20 protein-coding genes are annotated in these 23,126 nt (G+C 51.7%); 2 read left to right on the forward strand and 18 right to left on the reverse strand.

Annotated features, from left to right (window positions below; genetic code table 11):
• Position 1 precedes the first annotated feature (1 nt).
• The 6 genes from G5B47_RS01400 to miaB all read right to left on the reverse strand — a co-directional run bounded on the left by G5B47_RS01400 (position 2) and on the right by miaB (position 6,768).
• Entirely contained in the window at positions 2-1,012 is a 1,011-nt protein-coding gene (locus G5B47_RS01400) for a 2-oxoacid:acceptor oxidoreductase family protein (protein WP_165093535.1), read from the reverse strand.
• A gap of 512 nt (positions 1,013-1,524) precedes the next feature.
• Complete coding sequence (locus G5B47_RS01405; protein ID WP_165093537.1) at positions 1,525-2,976, reverse strand: nicotinate phosphoribosyltransferase; 1,452 nt, start codon at positions 2,974-2,976, stop codon at positions 1,525-1,527.
• A 92-nt stretch (positions 2,977-3,068) separates the two neighbouring features.
• Positions 3,069-3,620 (reverse strand): cysteine hydrolase family protein, encoded by a 552-nt coding sequence (locus tag G5B47_RS01410; RefSeq protein WP_165093539.1) that lies wholly within the window; start codon positions 3,618-3,620, stop codon positions 3,069-3,071.
• Between the two features lie 61 nt (positions 3,621-3,681).
• Positions 3,682-4,455 carry an NUDIX domain-containing protein gene (locus G5B47_RS01415; protein ID WP_165093541.1) on the reverse strand — a complete coding sequence of 258 codons (774 nt, stop codon included), beginning with the start codon at positions 4,453-4,455 and terminating at the stop codon, positions 3,682-3,684.
• 248 nt (positions 4,456-4,703) lie between these two features.
• Entirely contained in the window at positions 4,704-5,156 is a 453-nt protein-coding gene (locus tag G5B47_RS01420) for a RicAFT regulatory complex protein RicA family protein (protein WP_165093543.1), read from the reverse strand.
• 28 nt (positions 5,157-5,184) lie between these two features.
• Positions 5,185-6,768, reverse strand: a complete 1,584-nt coding sequence (gene miaB / locus G5B47_RS01425) for a tRNA (N6-isopentenyl adenosine(37)-C2)-methylthiotransferase MiaB (protein ID WP_165093545.1) — start codon at positions 6,766-6,768, stop codon at positions 5,185-5,187.
• Positions 6,769-7,076: 308 nt separating this feature from the next.
• Here miaB and G5B47_RS01430 point away from each other — a divergent pair, with 308 nt between their 5' ends.
• Complete coding sequence (locus G5B47_RS01430; RefSeq protein WP_165093547.1) at positions 7,077-8,993, forward strand: oxidoreductase; 1,917 nt, start codon at positions 7,077-7,079, stop codon at positions 8,991-8,993.
• Between the two features lie 111 nt (positions 8,994-9,104).
• Here G5B47_RS01430 and ybaK read toward each other — a convergent pair whose 3' ends face one another.
• Positions 9,105-9,578, reverse strand: a complete 474-nt coding sequence (gene ybaK, locus G5B47_RS01435) for a Cys-tRNA(Pro) deacylase (RefSeq protein WP_165093549.1) — start codon at positions 9,576-9,578, stop codon at positions 9,105-9,107.
• Between the two features lie 125 nt (positions 9,579-9,703).
• Here ybaK and G5B47_RS01440 point away from each other — a divergent pair, with 125 nt between their 5' ends.
• Positions 9,704-10,687 carry a zinc dependent phospholipase C family protein gene (locus G5B47_RS01440; protein ID WP_165093551.1) on the forward strand — a complete coding sequence of 328 codons (984 nt, stop codon included), beginning with the start codon at positions 9,704-9,706 and terminating at the stop codon, positions 10,685-10,687.
• A 144-nt stretch (positions 10,688-10,831) separates the two neighbouring features.
• Here G5B47_RS01440 and G5B47_RS01445 read toward each other — a convergent pair whose 3' ends face one another.
• The 11 genes from G5B47_RS01445 to rimO all read right to left on the reverse strand — a co-directional run bounded on the left by G5B47_RS01445 (position 10,832) and on the right by rimO (position 23,106).
• Entirely contained in the window at positions 10,832-12,154 is a 1,323-nt protein-coding gene (locus tag G5B47_RS01445) for an MFS transporter (RefSeq protein WP_165093553.1), read from the reverse strand.
• A gap of 300 nt (positions 12,155-12,454) precedes the next feature.
• Positions 12,455-13,027 carry a phosphate propanoyltransferase gene (gene pduL / locus G5B47_RS01450; protein ID WP_165093555.1) on the reverse strand — a complete coding sequence of 191 codons (573 nt, stop codon included), beginning with the start codon at positions 13,025-13,027 and terminating at the stop codon, positions 12,455-12,457.
• 165 nt (positions 13,028-13,192) lie between these two features.
• On the reverse strand, positions 13,193-14,191 hold the full coding sequence (locus G5B47_RS01455) for a dipeptidase (protein WP_165093557.1): 999 nt from the start codon (positions 14,189-14,191) through the stop codon (positions 13,193-13,195).
• 81 nt (positions 14,192-14,272) lie between these two features.
• The gene (locus G5B47_RS01460; protein WP_025335291.1) at positions 14,273-14,533 is read right to left on the reverse strand and encodes a stage V sporulation protein S; all 261 of its coding nucleotides are present in this window, start codon (positions 14,531-14,533) and stop codon (positions 14,273-14,275) included.
• 201 nt (positions 14,534-14,734) lie between these two features.
• On the reverse strand, positions 14,735-15,529 hold the full coding sequence (locus G5B47_RS01465; protein WP_165095348.1) for a TIGR00282 family metallophosphoesterase: 795 nt from the start codon (positions 15,527-15,529) through the stop codon (positions 14,735-14,737).
• 155 nt (positions 15,530-15,684) lie between these two features.
• Entirely contained in the window at positions 15,685-17,226 is a 1,542-nt protein-coding gene (gene rny, locus G5B47_RS01470) for a ribonuclease Y (protein ID WP_025335293.1), read from the reverse strand.
• A 308-nt stretch (positions 17,227-17,534) separates the two neighbouring features.
• Positions 17,535-18,266 carry a regulatory protein RecX gene (locus G5B47_RS01475; protein ID WP_165093559.1) on the reverse strand — a complete coding sequence of 244 codons (732 nt, stop codon included), beginning with the start codon at positions 18,264-18,266 and terminating at the stop codon, positions 17,535-17,537.
• A 121-nt stretch (positions 18,267-18,387) separates the two neighbouring features.
• Positions 18,388-19,449 (reverse strand): recombinase RecA, encoded by a 1,062-nt coding sequence (gene recA / locus G5B47_RS01480; RefSeq protein ID WP_165093561.1) that lies wholly within the window; start codon positions 19,447-19,449, stop codon positions 18,388-18,390.
• 338 nt (positions 19,450-19,787) lie between these two features.
• Positions 19,788-21,074, reverse strand: a complete 1,287-nt coding sequence (locus tag G5B47_RS01485) for a competence/damage-inducible protein A (RefSeq protein WP_165093572.1) — start codon at positions 21,072-21,074, stop codon at positions 19,788-19,790.
• Between the two features lie 119 nt (positions 21,075-21,193).
• Positions 21,194-21,781: a CDP-diacylglycerol--glycerol-3-phosphate 3-phosphatidyltransferase gene (gene pgsA / locus G5B47_RS01490; protein WP_165093574.1), complete on the reverse strand. Its 588-nt coding sequence runs from the start codon at positions 21,779-21,781 to the stop codon at positions 21,194-21,196.
• Positions 21,778-23,106 (reverse strand): 30S ribosomal protein S12 methylthiotransferase RimO, encoded by a 1,329-nt coding sequence (rimO, locus tag G5B47_RS01495; RefSeq protein ID WP_165093576.1) that lies wholly within the window; start codon positions 23,104-23,106, stop codon positions 21,778-21,780. The genes pgsA and rimO overlap by 4 nt, the downstream gene beginning before the upstream one ends.
• Positions 23,107-23,126 lie beyond the last annotated feature (20 nt).

Consider the following 23,126-nt stretch of genomic DNA (forward strand, 5'->3'; position numbering starts at 1 on the left):
TTTAGATCTGGTTTACAAGATCAAAAGTATGACGGACCGTATTGGCTTCCGCAAAGCCTTCCTTCTCACGCGCACGGGAGAGTGCGGATGTCGGGCAGGCTTCCACACATTTGAGGCAGCCTTTACAGTATTGATAATCGATCCCTTTCAGGAACATCATCGATTTGCCTTTTTTATTGACTTTTTCTTCCCAAACGAAGCACAGGTCCGGACAAACCGTATCGCACTCCGCGCAGTTGATGCAGGACTCATTGTCATATACCGGCACAAGCCCGGAACGGGAAATGCTGAGATCTTTCAGGAAGCTTGTTCCCGGATTGGTAATGGTACCGCCGATCGGCTGGGTTTCGTATCCGAGCGGAGAAATGTCGGAACGTACAAATTCCGGCATGCTCTCGCCTTCCGGCAGTTCAAACGTTTGGAACTTCACTTCATTATAACCGCGGTCAAAAGTCGTAATGGCCGATTGAACCGCTTGGGGATATTTCTTGCCGAGCGATTTCTCGATAACGTTCTTCATTGTATTGGGATCAAGGAACGGACAAAGACGGAACAGACCGCCCAGCATCGCCATGTTCACGCGGTTCTTCTCTTCCAGTGCGATAATGGTTGCATCGACAACGGCGATTGTGCCCGCGGTTACACCAAGCAGTTCCTTCAGCTCTTCGGGAGATTTCGCCGAGTTAATCAGAACCGTGCTCTCTGCAGAAATACCGCTTGTCACATTAACAATCTTGCCCATCGCTTCGTGGAACACGGCAACAACATGCGGCCGTTCAACCGGCGAAGTATCGCGGATCGGAGTATTCAAATCGCAGAAACGGATGTGCGCCTTAACCGGCGATCCTTTCTTCTCCGAACCGTAAGACGAGAAGCTGACGCCGTTCAAATTCGCGCCCACTACTCCAGCTTCAGCAAGCATTTTACCGGCCAGGTTCGCGCCGAGACCTCCTATGGATTCGAGACGGATCTCGAAAAACCCGAGTTCGTTCACTTTCGGTAATTGTACCACCGACATAACCCCTTTCTTCTGTGTCAGCTAGAATAACATCCTGAATGACTTTTTCAAAATTGTACCTTGATTCTGGAACAAGTGAAGTGATAAATCTTGCATACAGCGGCTCAAGAGAATCACAATAATTTATGAAATGCCTATAATTCTCTTATATGCAACAGAACGGCGTAACAGCGAGAGGAAGAAACCTTCCATGAAAATCAGTAAATGTGTACAAAATATGTCTCCAACTCAACTGTGACATTTGTTACCTTTAATCTAACAAAAAAATTAAAAATTAAGATGTTAAATTTGTCACATTGATAATGAACAAAATCACCTTATATGAAAGAAAAAATTGATGACCTGCATAGCCGCTGCTTTTTATAGCAAAAAAACTTCCCCCGGAGCCGCTTAATCGCCCGAAGGAAGTCTCTTAAATCCCGCATTTCGGTTGTCTTCGAAAAATGAATGTAATGCAAAATGATTTTCACAAAATAATCAAAAAATAAATCGGTAAATTTCCAGCCCTATTCCCGGTCTGCCAGCATATGCGCCTTGATCAGCTCCTGCTTCCGGTTCCAGACCGTCTCGCTGAGGCTGACCCGGTATACCTCCGGATTGAGCTTGCGCAGGTATTCCGGCCAGAACAGGCTAAGCTGCTCCCGGTGATAGCGGCGAATCTCCTCCAGTCCCGGAAGAGTATATACCTGAAAGCCGTTCACAAAGATAGGCTCCAGCATCGGCATCGCCTCGTAGCGTTCCACGTTCTTCTGCAAATAAGGATGCAGCGGGTTGAACAGCTTCAGCGGACGGCCGCTGCGCGGACGATCCTCGTCCGGGTAGCTGATATAATCGGACATCGCTTTTCCGTTCGTGCCGATGATGCGGTAGACTTCCTTTTTGCCGGGCGTAGACACTTTCTCCGGGTTGGAGGAAATCTTGATGGTGGGCACCATTTCTCTGTCCTTCGACTCAATCTCCACCAGCTTGTATACGCCGCCAAGCGAAGGCTGGTCGGATGCGGTGATCAGCTGTGTGCCGACGCCCCAGGAGTCGATCGCAGCCCCCTGCAGCTTGAGGTTGGAAATCGTGTTCTCGTCCAGATCGTTGCTCGCGACGATTTTGACATACTCTAGGCCTGCTTCGTCCAGCATCTTCCGCGCCTGAATGGAGAGATACGCCAGGTCGCCGCTGTCCAGCCGGATCGCATTCATCCGCTTCCCGCCGGCTTCCAGCTTCTTCGCTGTGGCGATGGCGTTTGGCACGCCGCTGCGCAGCGTATCGAACGTATCGACCAGCAGCGTAACTCCATCCGGGAGCACCTTGGCATAGGTGTCGAACGCCTCCTGCTCGCTGCCGAAGCTCTGCACCCAGGAGTGGGCGTGGGTTCCCTTGGCGGGGATGCCGAATATCCGGCCGGCCAGCAGATTGGACGTAGCGTCGAAGCCGGCGATATAAGCCGCACGGGTGCCCCAAATGGCCGCATCGGCCTCCTGGGCCCGCCGGGTGCCGAATTCCATCAGAATATCGTCACCCGCCACCTGCTTGATCCGCGCTGCCTTCGAGGCGATCAGTGTCTGGAAATTCATAAAATTCAGAATCGCCGTCTCGACCAGTTGGGCTTCCATTATCGTGCCCTCGACCCGAATCAGCGGCTCTTCCGGAAACACCAGCGCGCCTTCTTTCATGGAATGAATCGTCCCATGAAAATGGAACTGCCGCAGCTCCTCCAGGAAAGCCGGCGCGTAATTCTCCTCTTGTTCCGACAGGTAGCGGATATCCTCCTCCGTAAACCGAAGCGAAGCGATATACCCTACAATCCGCTCCAGACCGGCAAACACGGCAAAGCCGTTGCCAAAGGGCAGCTTGCGGAAGTACCCTTCAAACACGGCGCGCCGCTTATAGGTGCCGTTCACCCAATGGGCATACATCATATTGATCTGGTATTTATCCGTATGCAGTGCAAGCTCTCTGTTCAACTCATCATCTCCTGTCAATGCTGCCCGCTTTTCCTTAACAAGGCGGAAAAAAGCGGCTATCCGCCGCTTCCTAACCGTATGCCTCTTCTGTTCTATACGACTTGCGCGTCTTTGACCACCTTAGCGCCAAGGCTTCCGGCAAAATGCCCAAGCGCCCATGCATGTCCTTCAGGATTGAAGCTGGCTACGGCATCTTCATGAACAATGATGGAAAAGCCTTTATTGTAAGCATCCACTGCCGTATGAAGCACGCATATATCCGTGCAGACACCGATCAGGTGCAGCTCGCCTACTCCTCGCTCCCGAAGCTTCAGTTCCAAATCCGTGCCGCAAAAAGCGCTGTAGCGCGTCTTATCCATCCAATAGATGTCACTTCGGCGGGCTTCATATACATCCTTCAGCTTTCCGTATAGCTCCCGGCCCTCGCTCCCCCGGAGGTTATGCGGCGGAAACAGCCGGCTCTCCGGATGAAAGACATCCTCCTTGTCGTGCAAATCGACGGCCATGACCACAAAGTCGCCGTTATCCGCGAACTCCCGGGTCAACCGGCAGATCCGGTCCTCGATCTCCTCAGCAGGCTGTCCCACCGGCAGGCTGCCGTCTACGAAATCCTTCGTGTAATCGATTACGATCAGAGCTTTCATCCAAAATGCCTCCTCCCGCATAATTCCAGCTTCTCCCCCTCGGCTGTACTTCAACCGTGAATCAGGTATAAATGGACAAGAGCGGCTGATGATCGGTGAACATGTACAGCTGGGCCGGCCGCTGCGAATATTGATTGGAGCTGAGCGGATTACCCTCCGAGTCCCGCACCTCCTGCAAAATGCCCTGACGGCTGCGTGTGGAGGTGATTTTGCGGATAAAGTTCGGCTCCTTGAATTCCGGAACTACCGTCTGAATGACCTGATAGAGCTCGCTGAGCGTAAAATGAGGCGGCAGAAACTGCTTGGCAATCGTTGTCTGCAGCATCTGCTGCTGAATTCGCAGGTAAGCGTCCTGAATAATATCGTGGTGGTCGAAAGCCAGCTCCAGTTCCTCCAGCGCCTCCTTCAAGGTAAACAGGCCGACTTCTCCCGCATCGTCGGAGGCCTGTCTGTGCTCAAGCATCCATTCCTCGACGAGCGCAAAAAATGCGTGGCTGATGATCCAACCGCGCGGATCCCGCCCCGGTGTGCTGTATACCCCCAAATATTCCAGGTGGCCGCCGTCGACCCCCGTCTCTTCCTTTAATTCCCGTGTAGCCGCGTCATATATTGATTCATTTTCCTGACAAAAGCCCCCGGGAAGAGCCCACATTCCTTCACAAGGCCATTTCTTCCGCCGGATCAGCATCACCTTCAGTTCACGCAGCGGAAGCGTCTTCGTTACGGTCTTACGCTCGCGTTTGGTCAACGTAAACATGACGATATCGGCCGGAACCCCGTCCGGAGTGCGGTATTTTTTGGCGTTGTAGTGTTGTTCCCCGTTCTCGCTCACCATAGATCCATCCTTTGCCGCAGCTAAAATGCGTTATTATATCCTTAAATGTTACCAAACCTAATCTTCGAAAATCAACAACCTTGTTACAAAAGTTACATAATCCACTTATTAATAGAGGCATATGTCCGATCATTTCGATCACCTTCCGTCCACAGGCACAATAATGACCCTGCCGCTATACCGTAAGCGCAGGGTCATTGTCACTGTTTTACCGGATTGCCGCTCTGATCTGGCGCTGACCGGTTATATTATTCGCCGCATTTGGAAGGCGGGGCTTCCGTGCCGGCCTCGACATTGATTTTCTCCGAGACGGTGTCACGGATGACGGATACGACCAATTGCAGCAGGTAATTGATGTCGGTCTGGCTCTGCTGAAATTCGGTGACAAGCGGAATACCGTCGATCTCGTCTTGAAGCTCGCTGATCTCGCGCTCGATTTTGGCCACCATGTCTTTATTGCCGAAGCTCTCGAAGGCAACGATCTCCTTCTGCTTCTTTTTCATCTTGGAAATAAGCACCTGAATGCGTTCATGATTCCGGATTTTCTCTTCGGCCAGCTTAAAGTGCTGGACTTCTTCACTGGTCGAAATCAGCGACGCGAGTTCCTTGGCCTTGGCCAGAATGTCGTCGCGCACGATCAGATCGCGGGTATCATAGGTCATCATCCCGTATGAGTTCACACGGCCTTGTTCCTCTGTCATACCGGCACGCTCACTTTCATTATGGAGTTTAATGGACGGCCGCGGCTTCGGTTACGCAGACGCCCTGGATATACCAGGTCTTCGTATCGGTGATGCGAACGTTGACAAAGCTGCCGATGAGCTCCTTCGGCCCTTCAAAATGAACCAGCTTGTTGCTGCGGGTCCGTCCGGAGAGCACGGCGGCGTTATTTTTGCTCTCGCCTTCAACCAGCACTTCGACCGTCTGTCCGAGAAGTCTGTCGTTGCCGATTCGGCTCTGCTCGCTGATCAGCTCGTTCAACCGGCGCAGCCGGTCGCTCTTGACCTCAGCCGGCACATTGTCCTCCATTGCGGCCGCCGGCGTTCCTTCACGGGGAGAATAAATGAATGTGTAGGCCATATCGAAGCCAACCTCGCGCACGAGCGACATCGTTTCCTCGAACTGCTCCTCCGTCTCGCCGGGGAAGCCGACGATAATGTCGGTGGTCAGCACAAGGTCCTTGACCGATGCCTTCAGCTTGCCTACAAGCGTCAGGAAGGTCTCCCGGCTGTATTTTCGGCTCATTTTTTTGAGAATGGCGTTACTTCCGGACTGAACGGGCAGATGGATGCTCTCCATCAGGTTGCCGCCTTTGCCCAGCACTTCCACAAGCTTATCGTCAAAATCGCGCGGGTGCGAGGTCATGAACCGTATACGCGGAATGTCGATCTTGTGCAGATCCTCCATTAAATCGCCAAACATATAATCGGTATCGGTAAAATCTTTGCCGTAAGCATTTACGTTCTGGCCAAGCAGCGTCACTTCCTTGAAGCCCTGACGGGCCAGCTCGCGAAGCTCCGCGATTACATCCTCAGGACGCCGGCTTCTTTCCTTGCCCCGGGTGTAGGGAACGATGCAGTACGTACAGAATTTGTCGCAGCCGTACATGATGTTGACCCAGGCGCGCATGCCCTCCCTTTTTTTCGGCAGGTTCTCGATAATGTCGCCTTCCTTGGACCAGACCTCCACGACCAATTCCTTGCTGAACATCGCTTCCTTGATCAAGGTAGGCAGTCTGTGGATATTGTGCGTGCCAAAAATCATATCGACAAACCCGTGTTTCGCCATAATCCGGTTGACGACGCCCTCTTCCTGGGACATGCATCCGCAGACGCCGAGCAGCAGGCCCGGTTTCTCCTTCTTCAGATGCTTCAGGTGGCCAAGCTCTCCGAATACCTTGTCTTCGGCGTTCTCCCGGATGGCGCAAGTATTGAGCAGTATGATGTCCGCCTCGTTCCGGTCCTCGGTGCTCCGGTAGCCCATCTGCTCCAGCATGCCCTTCATCGTCTCGGTATCATGCTCGTTCATTAGACAGCCGTAGGTCGTGATGTGGTATAGCTTGCCTTCGCCGAAAGCTCTCATGTCCTCGGGAATGGCAAAATCGTAGTGGACCTCTATATCTTCCTTGCCGCGCCGCTTGCCTTCCTTATAGTCAGGCTGGCTGTTGACCTGAATGGTTCGTCCCTTGATGCGGTAGGTGGTCTTCCCCTCTTCTTCGCTGATCACCTTGGCCCCGCTAAAATCGAAATATTTGGAGTAATCCTTGGCACCCTTGCCGGATTTTAAGTCCGGTGAGTGATTCTCCTTGGTCATGATGTCACATCCTCTATCTGTAAAAAATGATTTTTTTGGTTTCGCTTGCAATTAAAAATTATAACATAGTGCCGCGGAATATATCCATATACTTAAATTTAAGGTGTTTCGAAAGGCTGTTACCGGGCTAAATGGGCGTAATAAGTGCTATAGGCACTAAAAAGTACGTACTATTCGAAATGTATGTTTAACCCTACAATGATTTTGCCGGCGGTGCTGTGAGAGCATGGGGCCAATTTCAATAATGGTGTAAAGAAGTAAGTGCATAATTTCACAATTAAAAACGGTATTAAGGAGTGAGGTTTATCATGTTTACAAAGATTTTTGAACCGGGCAAAATAGGCAATCTGGAAATCAAGAACCGGCTGGTCGTCCCTCCGATGCTGACCGAATATGCAGCCGAAGACGGCAGACTGACAGAAAGATATATCAGATACTATGAGGAAAAAGCCAAAGGCGGCTGGGGTCTCATCATCGCCGAAGATAACGCGGTCGAACCCCGCGGGGCCGGTTTCAAGAATATCGCCGGATTATGGTCGGATGATCTGATGAAAGAGCACAAGGAGTTGGTTGAACGGGTTCATAAGGCGGGAGCTAAAATAGCGGTCCAAGTCTATCATGCCGGCAGAGAAGCCAGCAGTACAATCATGGGGATGCGGCCGATAGCCCCTTCGGCGATTCAAGATCCGACGCAGTCTGAAACTCCTGTTGAAATGACAACGGACGAAGTAAAGGAAATGATCGAGAAGTTCGCGCAGGCCATCAGACGATGTAAAAAAGCGGGCTATGATGCCATTGAGCTTCACGGCGCGCACGGATACTTGATCAACCAGTTCGTCTCTCCTTTCTCCAACAAAAGAACCGACGCCTATGGCGGAAACCTGATGAACCGGCTGCGGTTCCCGCTTGAAATCATCGCAAGAGCCAAGGAATTGGTCGGCGATGAGTTCCCGATGATTTACCGGATTTCGGCCGATGAAATGGTGGAAGGCGGACTGACCATCGAAGATACGAAAGTAATCAGTCAGGTACTGGAGCAAAGCGGCGTTGCGGCCATTCATGCTTCTGCCGGTGTTTACAAGAGCGGATCAATCGTCTCTGCGCCGACAGCGATCCGGACAGCCGTATTCTCCGACTACGCCAAAGAGATTAGAAAAGTGGTCAATATTCCGGTATTTGCCGTCAACAAGATCATTTATCCGCATGTAGCAGAATCGATTCTGAAAGAAGGCAAGGCGGATTTTGTGGCCATGGGCCGGGCTTCCACCGCGGATCCTCAATTCCCGAACAAGGTAAAAGAAGGACGGCTGGATGAAATTATTTTCTGCATCGGCTGCAGACAGGGCTGTCAATGGAGAATCGCTCAGCAAAACCCTGTGTCCTGCCTGGTTAATCCGCTCACTGGTAAAGAAGGCGAATACGAGCTTAAGGAAGCGGAAGTGAAGAAAAAAGTAATGGTCATCGGCGGCGGACCTGTCGGTATGGAAGCGGCCATTGTTGCCGCAAAACGCGGTCATGATGTGACTTTGTACGATAAGAGCGACAAGCTTGGCGGACAATGGCTCCTGGCGGCAATCCCTCCGGGCAAAGAGCTCCTGAACACCTTTACAGTATGGCAAAAGGGCGAGCTTGACCGGTCCGGGGTAAAAGTCGTGTTAAATACAGAAGTGACGAAAGAATTCGTAGAACAAGTCAACCCGGATGAAATCATCCTTGCTTCGGGAGCCGCTCCAATTATTCCTGGAATTCTTGGCGCAGACAAGTCTCATGTCTACACGGCCAATGATGTGCTGCTCGGAAAAGTGGATCTGCCGGATCAAGCGGTCGTTATCGGCGGCGGGCTGGTAGGAGCGGAAACGGCGGAACATATTGCGGTTCACAACCGGAAGACCTCCATCGTTGAGATGCGTCCGGAAATTGCGGCCGACATGGAGCCTGCCTCCAAAGAGTTCTTGATGAAATCCTTGAAGCATAATGAAGTGGCCGTCCACGTCAATTCAAAGGTTCTGGAAATCACGGATACCCACGTCATCATCGATACGGAACAAGGGCAACAAGCGCTGCCTGCTTCTTTGGTCGTGTTGGCAATCGGATCAAGATCCATTAACGCATTGGCTTCAGAACTTGGAGAAAAGTACAACGTTAACGTCATCGGCGATGCCGCTGTTGTCGGTAAGGCTTTGGAAGGCATTAACCTTGCTTACAAAACCGCTTTGGCTATCTAACAACCGGAGCTTTTACGGGTGGCCTGCTGCCCTATTTCCATAATCCCGTTTATCCAAAAAAAGACGTTCCCCGGTCCTTTGGGCCGGGGAACGCCGTCTATTTGCGCCACATTATTTGACCAGTTCCACAAACGTTGCGGAAACCGCCTCGGCCAGCTTGCCGGGATTAAGTTCCACCTGCATGCCTATTTTCCCGGCGCTTACGGCCATTTTTTCAAGTGTCTCCGCGCTTTGGTCGATGTATGTGGGGTATTGCTTTTTCATGCCGACCGGCGAACAGCCGCCCCGGATATATCCGGTCCATTTTTGCAGATCCTTCATCGGGAGCATTTCGATTTTTTTCTCTCCGGCGGCCTTGGCCGCTTTTTTCAAATCCAGCTCTTCCGCAACCGGAATGACGAAGACATACAAATTGGAGCCGCTGTGAGAAACAAGTGTCTTAAATACGCTTTTCTGCGGTCTTCCGACCTTCTCTGCTACGGCTGTCCCGTGAATTTGACCGTCCTCATTGTCGTAGGCAAGGACTTCATAGGGGATTTTTTGCGCGTCCAAAATTCTCATCGCATTCGTTTTGCTTACCGGCATAGCTGATTCAAAAGCCTCCGTTCGCCATAATCTTATACTTACATTATACTAGAAACATTTAACACGCGTCTAACGTTCAGGATGTATACTGAAGCCAGCCTGAGCAATTGAAAGGAGTGTAATCCATGCCTAATCTATGGATGCATATCGAATATGGACGGCGCCTCAAGGATGAACTGCACGCTTATTCGCCTTTTAAGGACGGCTTATCCGAGCATACTCTCCTCTATCAGCTCGGCTGTCAGGGGCCGGACCTCCTGTACTATCACGGATTTCTTCCCTGGACCCCGGATGCGGGCGCGTCCCGGCTTGGCGATTTGATGCACAGCCGCAGCTGCGGCGGGGTGCTGATGGAATTCTGGGACAGGCTCCTTCTGCTTCCGCCTCAAGAACGCGGACTGGCGGCGGCCTATTTTGCGGGCTTTTTGACCCATCATCTGCTGGACCGCAATCTCCACCCTTATATCAATTGGAAATCGGGCTACAAACACAGAGACCACCAGCGGTTCGAGATCGCCCTCGACACGGTGTTTATGGAGTGGCTAAACGGACGGAATACATGGGAAATTCCCGGTTGGAAGCAAATCGACGCCGGAAAGGCCCTTCCTAGCAGTGTTGCGGATATTTTGCATGCCACCGCATGCGCTTATTATCCTGAAATGGTTAAATTCCCGAAGCGGTGCTGGCAGGAAGCTTACCGCGATATGGTGCTCGCTCAAAAATTGCTGTTCGACCCGAATGGCTGGAAGAAAAAACTCGTTCGCGGGCCGAATGCCGGGCTATTCTACCACAAGCTCTCCCCTGCCGAGGAAAAGCTGGATTACCTGAACGAACGGAACACTCCCTGGAGGCATTCGGCCCTGTACTCCGAGGTCAGAACGGAAAGTGTGCCGGAGCTGTGGGATCAGGCGCTGGCGGAGGGACGAACATTAATGACGGCGCTGGCGGAATGGCTTCAGGCGGATTCCCGCGCAGAGGCTTATAAGAAGCGTGAGCATTTCCGGTTGAAGCTGGGCGACCGGTCCTACGATACGGGCAAAGACTGCGGATCGAACCTGATCAACCAGTACGCCGAACCCATCTGGGAGACGGCATCCGGAAGCTGGTAAAGATAATCGGGGTGCGTAGCAGATCTCGGGGCGATGATGATATAGATGGAGTAGAATAAAAAACCGCGAAGCTGCGTTCCGATGTGAACGGGCTTCGCGGTTTTTTTGATGTGCGCGGTGCTTGGATCGATTGGAGACAGCGAACTAGGACACGACCTCTTCCGTGCCGGCAGGAACAGGCTGGCCATTCTCCGGCGGTCCGTCCCAACGTCTGCTGTCGTTCTTTCCTTTTTCCACATTCACCTTTGCCGCAATCGCGATGCCCAGACCGAAGAACAGCAGCAGCGACAGGATGCCCATTCGGGAGCTGCCGGTAAGCTGGCCGGTCAATCCGAAGGCAAAAGGACCGAAGATCGAGGAAAATTTGCTGGTAATGTTGACAAAGCCAAATAGCTCACCCGTACGCCCTTGGGGCATCAAATCGCTCAGCATCGAACGAGAGATGGACTGGCTTCCTCCCTGTACAAGCCCCACCATAATTGCCAGCGCGTAAAAATGCAGGGCGCTGGTCATTCCATAACCGAGTGCCACGATCAGCACATACATGAACAGCGATGCCAGCAGCATCCGCTTCGCTCCGAACTTCACTGCCGCTTTTCCAAGCAAAAGCGTGCTCGGGAAGCCGACGAACTGTGTGATCAGCAGCGCGAGAATCAGGTCGCTCGTGCCGATCCCAAGCGTCGTGCCATAGATGGTCGCCATCAAAATGATGGTGTTGATCCCGTCGTTGTAGAACCAGAAAGCGGCGATCAGCTTGAACAGCTGGGGATAACGCCGGATGTCCCGGTAAGCCCCGGAGATGCGTTTGAGACCGGCCCGCACATACCCCGATGCGCTGAGCCCTTCGGTCTGACGCTTCAGGTTCGGCACCCGGCGCATAATAGGCAGCGCGAACAGCAGCCACCATATGCCCACCGTGACAAAAGACCAGCGGGTGCCCGTCAGCGAGTCGCTCAGTCCGAACAGCGAAGGCTTCTGTATCATAAGGAGGTTCACCGCAAGCAAAAGACCTCCACCCACATACCCGGCCGCGTACCCTTTGGCCGAGATTTCGTCCCTTCGTCCGGGAGGCGCCAGGTCGGGGAGCATAGAGTCATAGAACGCGTTGCTTCCGGCAAATCCGAGTGTCGACAGTACCAGAATAGCCGAAGCGGTCAGCCAATCTCCCCTTTCCACCAGAGCGAAACAGGCTGTGGAAGCGGCTCCGAGCAGCGCAAAGCCTGTTAAGAAGGTTGTTTTCCGTCCAGAAAGATCTGAAATCGCGCCAAGCAGTGGCGATATTATGGCAACCAGAGCCATACCAACTGCATGCGTATACGCCAAGTAGGAAGCCGCAGTCGTTTTGTCCAAGCCTTCACCCGCAACCGAGCTGTAAAATACGGGAAGCACAGCCGCGAGCACCGTTGTTGCATAAGCAGAATTGGCCCAATCATACATAATCCACGCCCGAACAGCAGATTTATTCACGCTTTCACCCTTCCTCTCTTAAGGCCAGTGCCCGGTCAAGCGGCTAAAGAGCCCGGTATCTTTGTGTCTATTATACCGGATATTCGCCAGAAGATTGTTCAATAAATGTTCAGGCAATATAAAAAATGGACAGTCCAGCGCAGCTTCAAGCGGCTTTCAGCCGCGAGGCTGGAACGGATCGCTGCTGTAAACAGCCAAGAGATTCGGAGAGCCTTGAAGCGCATGAAAAAAGCGGAGGATCACTCCCCCGCTTTCTTCCATCAAGATATAAATAAAGTTCAGTTCAGACAAACAACGGAATTAGTCGACGATTTCAGCCGTATCCCCGTTGCTTGCTCCTGCGGCATTGGCTTCGTCTGTGTCAATATGCATATCCAGCGCGAAATTGTCGGATACGCGGGCAATGACGTTCTCAAGAACAAGACCGCGTTCGCCGCCAAGGCGCACTTTCAACAGCTGTTTGTCGGCAATGCCCCATTTCTCGGCATCGGATGTATGGAAATGAATGTGACGGGCCGCCACAATAACGCCTTTGTGCAGAACAACTTCACCAGCTGGTCCTTTTAATGTAACGCCAGGAGTCTCTTCGATGCTGCCGGATTCGCGAACTGGCGCCTTTACGCCGATAGCGAATGCGTCTGTGCGGGAAATTTCAACCTGGGATGCGGGACGAACCGGTCCCAAAATTCTCACTTTGTCGAATTGACCTTTGCTGCCGATTACCGCAACAGTTTCGTTGGCAGCGAATTGTCCGGGTTGGGAGAGCGGCTTGAATTCGGTCAGCTGATAGCCAGAGCCGAAAAGCGCCTCCACATGTTCTTGCGTAAGGTGAATATGTCTAGCCGACACACCTACGGGTACTGTCTTACTCATACGTCAAGTCACTCCTTGTTTTTCTCTATAATCTGTAATTTGTACAAGCCAAGGAACATTATACAACGAATTAACCAAAAATAAAAAGGAACCTGCTCATGTTCAGGCCCCTTTTTGGGAATAGTTCGCATTTTCGTCAATTCATTCATTACGATTCAACTGGTCTTATTTCACTCCCGGCTCACAGGGAAGGTTACTTGTCAAATATGAGACAGCATTTCCGTACAGCCACCCTTTCACCGATTCCTCCGAATAATGACGCAGCAGAAGCTCCGCAAAGGCCGGATAATGACCGGGATGCCCCAGCCCTTTAATCCAGGAATCGATGCCGTCAAAATCGGAGCCGAACATCAGATGCTTCTCTCCCCCCAGCTCGCATACATGCTCGATGTGCCTCAGCAAGTCCTCCGGGACCACTTCTTTCCTATCAGTTACAAAATACGGAACAAAGGTAAGCCCCATGCGCCCATCCATACCGATAATCGCTCTGATTTGATCATCAGTCAAATTGCGAGGATGTGCGAAGATCGATCTCGCATTCGAATGGGAAGCGATAAACGGACGCTTCGACAATTCGGCCAGCTCCCAGAAACCGGACTCCGACAAATGGGAGACATCCAGCAGCATGCCGGTTTCATTGCACCATTTGACAAGCTCCCGCCCTTTTTCAGTAAATCCGGCATTTCGCTTCTCGAGGACCCCGTCTACCGCCCAGTTGGCATAATTCCAGGTCAGTCCCAGAAAGCGCACGCCAAGTTCAAAGATCAGCTCCGCATAGAACAGATTCCCCTCCAGCCCGTCGGCTCCTTCCAGCGACAGCATCCCCCAGCCGGGACCGTTGCTTGGCCTATTGGCCAATTCGGCTGCCTCTTCCCTCCAGCGCAGCGGCCGCAGCCCTCCCTTGCCTGCCACCTTTCCGCGAAATTTTTCGATTTGGCTTAACACCTGCTCAAACCGGGGCTTTCCCCATTTTTCCGACAAATAAATAGCAAAGCACTGCAGACGTACACCTCCCGCCAGCAGTCTCTCTGCGGTCACGTCGAGCCTTGGATCGTCCTCAAAACGAATGGCAGGCTCCTCCGCCATTTTGCTCAGCGCATCGCAGTGAAAATCCGCTACAGGGAAATTACTTTGCCCCTGATGCTGCCGCTCCTCAGAAATCATTGTTCTTGTCCTCCTATTCCGCCCAAAGCAAAAAGCCTGTCTACTTCCGTAAACAGGCTTAGGCGATATCCTTCTATTTTATTATCTGGGCTCAACAATTAATTTAATGGCCGTACGATCTTCTCCATCAATAACAATGTCGGTAAAGGCAGGGATGCAAATGAGGTCGACGCCGCTTGGAGCAACAAATCCCCGGGCAATAGCTACAGCCTTGATCGCTTGATTCAGAGCCCCTGCTCCAATAGCTTGAAGCTCGGCAGCCCCACGTTCGCGAAGAACACCCGCTAATGCGCCGGCAACGGAATTCGGATTGGATTTAGCTGATACTTTTAATACATCCATAGTAAGTACCTCCCCTGGGATAAAGAATGGTGTTCTTCCACTACTTTGATGTTATTCGCGCGCCAAAGAAAAATTCCTTCTTTTTGCGAACCCCTAAGCAGAAATTGGTACAAAAGATGCTAGTTATTGATATAAAAAAGATCACACTTTTTTCCAATCGTTACTTTTATCCCGATTTGCCTTTATCCCACCCCTTCTGGCCTATTCCATTACCCACTCGTCTTCGCGAAGCCTGATTTTTTCCAGACGCTTGGCCTTACCTGTATCCTCATCCAGATCTGCAAATAAACCGTGGAGCATCCATTTCCCTTCATCTACCACAAAGCGGGCCGGAAGTTGGGTGGTAAACTTATAGAGTACCGCATCTTTTTCCATACCCAAAATTCCTTCTCTTGAACCAACCATTCCCGCATCAGTCAAATATGCCGTTCCACCGGGCAAAATCGTATCGTCATTGCTCTGAACATGGGTATGAGTACCTACGACGATCGATGCACGTCCATCCATGAACCAGCCCATTGCTATTTTCTCCGATGTAGCCTCCGCATGGAAATCGACCAAAATGCATTTATGCTGTCTGCGCAGCTCTTCCACTATTTCTTCGCCAACCCGGAAAGGACAATCAATCGCCGGCAAAAAGGTTCGGCCCTGCAAGTTGACGATGGCCAGCTGCTTGCCATTACCTTTGACCACCGTGTACCCATGACCCGGCGTACCCTGAGGGAAATTGGCCGGACGCACCATGCGCGGCTCGTCGTCGATAAACTCGAAAATGTTCTTGTTATCCCAAGTATGGTTGCCCATCGTGATGCCGTGGACTCCCCAGTTGAAAAATTCATTCGCGATCGCAGACGTAATGCCTCTTCCGGCTGCCGCGTTCTCACCATTAACGATGATGATGTGCGGCTGGTATTTATTCTTCAGATAAGGCAGGTTGTCCCGCAATGCTTTGCGGCCGGTATTGCCTACAATGTCGCCGATAAACAAAACTTTAATAGAAATCTCCTCCTAGCCGTATGCGCTCAACATGAAAAGCGGTTAACATTCCTCTACTTTCGGGTATACCACCGCCATCTGCCCTTAATTTCAAGCTTCAGGCGTATGAGTAAAGAAAAGTGGCACCGTTAAAGGCGCCACTTTTCTGATTATGCCTATTTAGCGTACTCAACCGCCCGAGTCTCACGAATAACGGTGACTTTGATATGTCCCGGGTAGTCCAGTTCATTCTCAATCGTCTTCGTAATATCGCGAGCCAGACGGAAAGCTTCGGCATCGTCGATTTTGTCAGGCTGCACCATTACGCGAACCTCGCGGCCGGCTTGGATCGCATACGACTTCTCGACGCCTTCGAAGGATTCGGAAATCTCCTCCAGCTTCTCCAGACGCTTGATATACGTTTCCAGCGTTTCCCGGCGCGCTCCCGGTCTTGCCGCCGACAATGCGTCAGCCGCACCGACCAGCATAGCGATCACCGAGGTCGCTTCGGCATCCCCGTGATGGGAAGCGATGCTGTTGATGACAACCGGATGCTCTTTATATTTCTTCGCAAGCTCTACGCCGATCTCGACGTGCGAGCCTTCCACTTCATGATCCAGCGCTTTACCGATATCATGCAGCAATCCCGCCCGTTTGGCTAAGACGATGTCTTCCCCAAGCTCACCGGCCATTAACCCGGTCAAATAAGCAACCTCCATCGAGTGCTTCAATACGTTCTGACCGTAACTTGTGCGGAATTTCAGACGACCCAGAATCTTAATCAAATCCGGATGCAGGCCGTGAACGCCAACCTCGAAGGTAGCCTGTTCCCCGTATTCCCGAATCCGTTCATCGACTTCCTTACGCGATTTCTCAACCATTTCTTCGATTCGCGCCGGATGAATGCGTCCGTCCGCCACCAGCTTCTCCAGTGCGGTACGGGCCACTTCCCGGCGAATGGGATCGAATCCCGACAGAATCACCGCTTCCGGCGTGTCGTCGATAATAAGATCGATGCCGGTCAGGGTTTCCAGAGCGCGGATATTCCGGCCTTCACGCCCGATAATCCGTCCCTTCATTTCTTCATTCGGAAGTGTAACGACGGATACCGTCGTTTCCGCCACATGATCGGCGGCGCAGCGCTGAATGGCAAGGGTTATAATCTCGCGGGACTTCTTGTCCGCTTCTTCCTTGGCCTGCTGCTCGATGTCCTTGATCATCTGCGCGGTTTCATGCCGCACTTCCTGTTCCACATTGGAAAGAATAATACTTCTTGCATCTTCCATACTCAAATTGGAAATACGTTCCAATTCGCTAACCTGATTCTTGTAAATTACTTCGATTTGCTGCTGGGTTTCATCAATTCGTTTCTCTTTGTTAGCCACTTGTTCTTCTTTTCGTTCAAGCGATTCCATTTTTTTATCCAGCGATTCTTCCTTTTGCAGCAACCGTCTTTCCTGACGTTGGATTTCATTCCGACGTTCACGAGTTTCTTTCTCAGCCTCGGTACGGATTCTGTGGACTTCATCCTTGGCTTCCAATACCGTTTCCTTCTTCAGCGCCTCCGCTTCCTTCTTCGCGTTCTCCACGATTCCGGCTGCGGCCTGTTCGGCGCTGGAAATTTTAGCTTCTGCAAGGGACTTCCGAATAAAATAACCGAACCCAAAGAATAATGTCGCTACAACGAGAACGATGATGATCCAGATCCAGGTTTCCATCTGTTTCACCTCCTCGTTGGTTCCTCCAAGGCATTCCTTGGGACTGTGCAGTTGTCAAACTATCCGTTCATCACCATACAAAAAAAACGGTAAATTCACCGATTGCCGAACTGCACATGATTCACATGCACACTGCCCGCCGCATCCGGCGATTACATTTCATATGAGTTGATACGCGAATCGTTTAGAAAAAGATGGCCTTTTTGGGAAGGAAAAAGGATTCTTATTTTATGCCGATTCATGTTATATTTTATTATTTATAAAAAGACATTGTCAAGAGAGCCATTCCCGGGCGCAAAGTCAAGGAATCAGTCGAACTCGTAGAAATCGTCCTCCATACCGTCCATATCCCCGTCCTCCCGGAGCGTGTTAAGCACACTTCGGACAATTCCCCCCGAGAATCCGCGTCTCATCAAAAAAGCGCCGGTCTTCCTTCTTTTGTCGGAAGGCTCGCCCTTGACCGCATTCCACTTCTTCCGCCCCAGCTCCAGCGCGCTTTGCCGCTCCTGGTCGATGCTGATTCCATCCAGCGCCTCGGCAATGACCGATTTATCAATGCCTTTGCTGCGCAATTCATGGCGAACCCACAGTTTGCCTTTACGGTGTCCGGTCACCCGCTGCTCCGCCCACTGCTTCGCATACTGCGAATCGTCAATCAGCCGCTCCCGCCGCAGCCGTTCCAGAACCTCGTCAATGAGTTCTTCTCCGATTTCCTTCTCGCGCAAACGTCTTGCCATCTCCATCCGCGTCCGCGGCTTGCGTTCCAGATAACGCAGTCCCTCCACATAAGCCCGCTGCCGTTCGTCGGCCAATACGATCTCCTGAAGGTCTTCCTTCGTAAAGACATTTCCGGAAATCATCCGGTATTTGATCATAATATCCTCATGTACGCTTAAGCGGTATGGCCCGAAATGCAGCATATAACGGTGACCGGATTTTTGGCGTTCCACCTTGGTTATCGTAAGCGGCTCATTGTCAGGAAACTGCGAGAGCACGCCTTCTTCCGGCTGTTCGGCTTCAAAATCAAGCTGTATCGTCATGAGTGCGCACCCCTCCATTCCTTCTCGCAAACCCTGCTTCATGCAGCAGGGCAGCATCAATACCTTTCATAATAAAAGACGCCCTATATGTTATAGAGGGCGCCTTACTTATCAAAAGAGATTATTCGATTTCGAGCAGTGCCTGTTCTTCCTGCTTCTCGGCCTCAAGCTCCGCCGCGGTAGGAGAGGCGACAATTGTGGAGAGATTGCTCGCTTCACGAATCTTGTTCTCGATCACAAGCGCTATATCCGAATGCTCTTTCAGGAACTGCTTAGCATTCTCGCGGCCTTGACCGAGACGTTCACCTTCGTAGGAGTACCATGCGCCGCTCTTATTGATGATATCCATTTCCGTACCGATATCAACAAGGCTGCCTTCCCTGGAAATCCCCTCGCCGTACATAATATCGATATCCGCTTGTTTGAACGGTGGCGCCACCTTGTTCTTCACAACCTTGATCCGTGTACGGTTGCCTACCATATCGTTGCCCATCTTGATGCTCTCTACACGCCGGACATCGAGTCGAACCGTAGAGTAGAATTTCAAAGCGCGTCCGCCGGGAGTTGTTTCCGGGTTGCCGAACATGACGCCGATTTTCTCGCGAAGCTGGTTGATGAAAATGGCAATCGTCTTCGATTTGTTAATGGAGCCGGACAGCTTGCGCAGAGCTTGGGACATCAGTCGCGCCTGCAGACCCACATGGGAATCGCCCATCTCGCCTTCAATTTCAGCTTTAGGAACCAAAGCCGCAACGGAGTCCACTACAATAATGTCCACCGCGCCGCTGCGGACAAGCGCTTCGGCAATTTCAAGAGCTTGCTCCCCGGTATCCGGCTGGGACAGCAGCAATTCGTCGATGTTAACGCCCAGCTTGCTTGCATAGCTTGGATCAAGCGCATGTTCTGCGTCAATAAAAGCGGCTTGTCCGCCCGCCTTCTGTACTTCCGCAATTGCATGCAGAGCGACCGTTGTCTTACCGGAAGATTCCGGCCCGTAAACTTCTATAATACGGCCTTTAGGGAGACCGCCAATTCCCAAAGCAATATCTAAAGCCAATGATCCGCTGGGTACGATCTCAACCTGCATATGGGTGGATTCGCCCAGTTTCATGATGGAACCTTTACCGAATTGTTTCTCTATTTGACGGAGCGCCATTTCAAGCGCCGCACGACGATCTGACAATCAGATCACATCCTTTTCACGGTTTATAATAGCAACAAAATATAACTAAAGTGAACATTCATCTGGTCCAGTAAGAAAAGCAACAGCTGTTCTCATATTTACATTGTACCTTGTTTTGGAGCGTTTGCCAAGCATTTTTTCGAACATACATTCGTTTTTTTAACCCGCCCAAGCCTGGCGCCCATTTATTTCCATACACTCCTCCTCTCAAAGTTACTACCGGTTACAGGTCAGGACATAAAACTTTTACCCTTAACAAAAAACAAAAAACCGCGGCAAAGAGAATTCAATGCCACGGTTCTTCCGTATGCCAACATTATATAAAAATTAAGTCCGTCTTACAAGCCCGCGCCTTCAGGCGGGGCCTCGATATTCCGCTCCACAAGTCTGCGCCACAGCCGATATAAGATCGCTTTAACCGAACGAATCCGGATATTCTCACGGTTGCCCTTCAGCTTCAGTTCGAACACTTCCGTCTTCCCGTTTCTCTCTGCAAGCCCGATATAGACCAGACCCGCCGGTTTGCGTTCCGAATCACCCGGACCCGCCACACCGGTAATCGACAGGCCGAAGTCCGTGTCGGCGGTCAGCCTGACCTGCTCCGCCAGAACTTCAGCCACCTCGCGGCTGACTGCGCCCGGAGCGTCCGGCCCTTCCAAATACTCCCTCGGAACATTGAGCAGCTTCTGCTTCATCTCGTTAGAGTAGCATACAATGCCTCCCATAAACATTGAGGAGCTGCCGGGGATGCCCGTAATGCTCCCCATCAGAAGCCCTCCGGTACAGCTCTCGGCGCAGCTAACTGTCAGTCCCGCATCCGCCATCCAGTCAACGATGATTTTTTCCAGCGGAACATCGACACTGGCATACAAATGCTCGGGAAGAATGCTCCGGATCTGCTCCTCCAGCGCATCCAGCTTCAGCATCGCTTCGCTATAGGAAGGCGCTTTTGTGGAAATACGTACCGTAACCTCTCCCTCTTTTGCGTAAGGAGCGATTGTCGGATCATTTTGGCCGTGAATAAGATCGATTAGATTGTCTTCAAGCAGCGATTCTCCGATGCCGGCGAATTTGAGCATTTTGGAATACAGGGTCATTTCATCCGTGAGCGCATTCTGCTGCAGCCAAGGCTTGGCTTTGTCTGTGAACATCGGTTTCATTTCTCTTGGAGGTCCCGGGAGAACGACATAATATTTGCCCTCATGACTGATGGCGAGGCCTACGGCCAGTCCCGTCTCATTCGGCAGCGGCGCCGAATCGTCAATCACCAGCGCCTGCTTGCGGTTATTCTCGGTCATCGGGACGCCACGGTCGCTGAAGAACCGGTCCACATGATCCATCGCCATCTGGTCGATATACAGCCCCCGTCCAAGCGTTGCGGCAAGCGCTTCCTTCGTCAAGTCATCCTCCGTCGGTCCGATGCCTCCCGTGAACAGGATCAGATCGGCGCGGCCCTTGGCGATCTCGATCGCCTCCTGCAGCCTGATGCTATTATCGCCGACTACCGTCTGAAAATAAACGTCGATTCCAAGAGCGGCAAGCTCGATGGACAAAAACTGGGCGTTGCTGTTTACAATTTGCCCGAGCAGCAGCTCGGTGCCGACCGCAATAATCTCTGCTTTCATTATTGGATTCCCTCCTGATATATGGCTCTGCCGGCTTCAGACTAAAAAAGGGCAATAGGTTATGAGTGCCTACTGCCCCGCTGAAGTTGACTGATATGTGATGGATCTTGATAGGATGGTTAGGCGTTATGCGCGTGCAGCAGTTCCTTATTCTTCACAAAATAATCGATTCCCGAGTAAATGGTAATCAGCGCGGCCGCCCAAATGGCAATATCGTCAAAAGGAATGCCGACAAACTGGAACGGAAAATTGTTAAGCAGCAGCAGGGAAATCGCTACGATCTGCACAACCGTCTTGATCTTCCCCCATTTACTTGCCGCCACAACCTTGCCATCCAGCAGAGCTACCTGCCGAAGACCGGTCACCGCAAATTCACGGCTGATAATGATAACGGCGATCAGAGAATCGCATCTTCCCAGCTCAACGAGCGAGATCAGAACAGCCGAGATCAGCAGCTTGTCCGCCAATGGATCCAGCAGCTTGCCGAGGTTGGTCACCATATTATATTTGCGGGCAATGTAGCCGTCGATTCCGTCCGTACTTGCCGCGAGAAGAAAGATAATCGCCGCGATCAGATGATTGACGGAAAGCTGGAAGGAGCCCCAATGCAGCGGTTCCGGGTAAAAGCTGAAATTGACAAGCAGGAACACCATCATAATCGGGATAAGGCATATTCGGGCAATCGTAATGCGGTTAGGCAAATTCACTGATGTTCCTCCCCTGACAAATCGTATTCAAAAGCGTGGGTGATCCGGACCTTCGTGATTTCGCCTATGCTTACATTGCTGCCTCTCACGAACACTTCGCCGTCGATTTCAGGCGCGTCGTACTGCGAACGTCCGATATACACGTCGCTGCGTCCGTCATACCGCTCTACCAGCACATCGAGGACCTGACCGACATACCGGCTTCCTCTGTCGCTTGTAAGCTGGCGCTGAAGCTCCATCAGCGTGTTGGCCCGCCATTCCTTGACTTCTTCCGGAACCTGATCCGGCAGGCGTGAAGCCGGTGTTCCTTCTTCATTGGAATAGGTAAATACCCCGAGCCGATCGAAGCCGATTTCCCTTACAAAATCGCATAACCGCTCAAAATCCTCCTCGGTCTCCCCTGGAAAACCGACAATGATGGAGGTGCGCAGCGATACGCCGGGAATCATTTCCCGGATTCGCTTAACCAGACTGCGAATGTCCTGCTGCCGTCCGGGTCTGCGCATCCGTTTCAGAATGGCGTCCTCGCTATGCTGCAGAGGCATGTCCACATACTTGCAAATCTTCGGATTGTCAGCCATAGTCCGGATCAGTTCATCGGTAAAAAAGCCGGGATACGCATAATGCAACCGTACCCACTCAATCCCTTCCACTTCGCTCACCCGGTTCAGCAGCTCGGGCAGCTTGAAGCCGTCATACAGATCGGTTCCGTAATTGGTGGAATCCTGGGCAATGAGGCTGATTTCTTTGACGCCCTGAGCCGCCAGCGTTTCGACTTCAGCCACGATCGATTCCATGGAGCGGCTGCGGAACGCCCCGCGCATAATCGGAATACTGCAAAACGTACAGTTATTGTCGCAGCCTTCAGCGATCTTGACATACGTAGTATAGCGGGGAGTCGATACCTTGCGCGGCAGCGCCTCCTCATAGTTAAAGACCGGATTGCCGACCCACACCGGTCTGCTTCCTCTCACGGCTTCATCGACAATCTGAACGATATTGTGAAAATCGCCCGTACCGACAATCCCGTCGATCTCCGGCATCTCATCCATTAATTGCTCTTTGTAGCGCTGGGTCAGGCAGCCCGACACGATGAGCGCCTTCAATTTGGCCGTCTCCTTCAGCTCCGCAAGCTCAAGAATCGTATTCACGGACTGCTCCTTGGCTTCATCTATAAATCCGCAGGTATTTACAATAATAACGGTTGCTTCTTCTTTTTCGTCCACAAGTGTATATCCTCGTTCATGAACAAGTCCGGACATAATCTCCGAATCGACCAGATTTTTCTCGCAGCCGAGCGTTACGATGTTAATTTTTTCTGTCATGGTCATCCCCCAATAATAAA

The organism is Paenibacillus apii (genome assembly GCF_011043685.1).
GTDB classification, from domain to species: Bacteria; Bacillota; Bacilli; order Paenibacillales; family Paenibacillaceae; genus Paenibacillus_AQ; species Paenibacillus_AQ sabinae.

What these genes read in the sequence shown, in the direction of transcription:
- G5B47_RS01415 (WP_165093541.1), bottom strand. Translation starts at nt 4,455, where the DNA reads ATGGTGAGCGAGAACGGGGAACAACACTACAACGCCAAAAAATACCGC.
- miaB (WP_165093545.1), bottom strand. Translation starts at nt 6,768, where the DNA reads ATGACCAAGGAGAATCACTCACCGGACTTAAAATCCGGCAAGGGTGCC.
- G5B47_RS01420 (WP_165093543.1), bottom strand. Translation starts at nt 5,156, where the DNA reads ATGACAGAGGAACAAGGCCGTGTGAACTCATACGGGATGATGACCTAT.
- rimO (WP_165093576.1), bottom strand. Translation starts at nt 23,106, where the DNA reads ATGACAGAAAAAATTAACATCGTAACGCTCGGCTGCGAGAAAAATCTG.
- pduL (WP_165093555.1), bottom strand. Translation starts at nt 13,027, where the DNA reads ATGAGTAAGACAGTACCCGTAGGTGTGTCGGCTAGACATATTCACCTT.
- rny (WP_025335293.1), bottom strand. Translation starts at nt 17,226, where the DNA reads ATGGAAACCTGGATCTGGATCATCATCGTTCTCGTTGTAGCGACATTA.
- G5B47_RS01485 (WP_165093572.1), bottom strand. Translation starts at nt 21,074, where the DNA reads ATGAAAGCAGAGATTATTGCGGTCGGCACCGAGCTGCTGCTCGGGCAA.
- G5B47_RS01410 (WP_165093539.1), bottom strand. Translation starts at nt 3,620, where the DNA reads ATGAAAGCTCTGATCGTAATCGATTACACGAAGGATTTCGTAGACGGC.
- G5B47_RS01475 (WP_165093559.1), bottom strand. Translation starts at nt 18,266, where the DNA reads ATGACGATACAGCTTGATTTTGAAGCCGAACAGCCGGAAGAAGGCGTG.
- G5B47_RS01440 (WP_165093551.1), top strand. Translation starts at nt 9,704, where the DNA reads ATGCCTAATCTATGGATGCATATCGAATATGGACGGCGCCTCAAGGAT.
- G5B47_RS01430 (WP_165093547.1), top strand. Translation starts at nt 7,077, where the DNA reads ATGTTTACAAAGATTTTTGAACCGGGCAAAATAGGCAATCTGGAAATC.
- ybaK (WP_165093549.1), bottom strand. Translation starts at nt 9,578, where the DNA reads ATGCCGGTAAGCAAAACGAATGCGATGAGAATTTTGGACGCGCAAAAA.
- G5B47_RS01460 (WP_025335291.1), bottom strand. Translation starts at nt 14,533, where the DNA reads ATGGATGTATTAAAAGTATCAGCTAAATCCAATCCGAATTCCGTTGCC.
- G5B47_RS01455 (WP_165093557.1), bottom strand. Translation starts at nt 14,191, where the DNA reads ATGATTTCTGAGGAGCGGCAGCATCAGGGGCAAAGTAATTTCCCTGTA.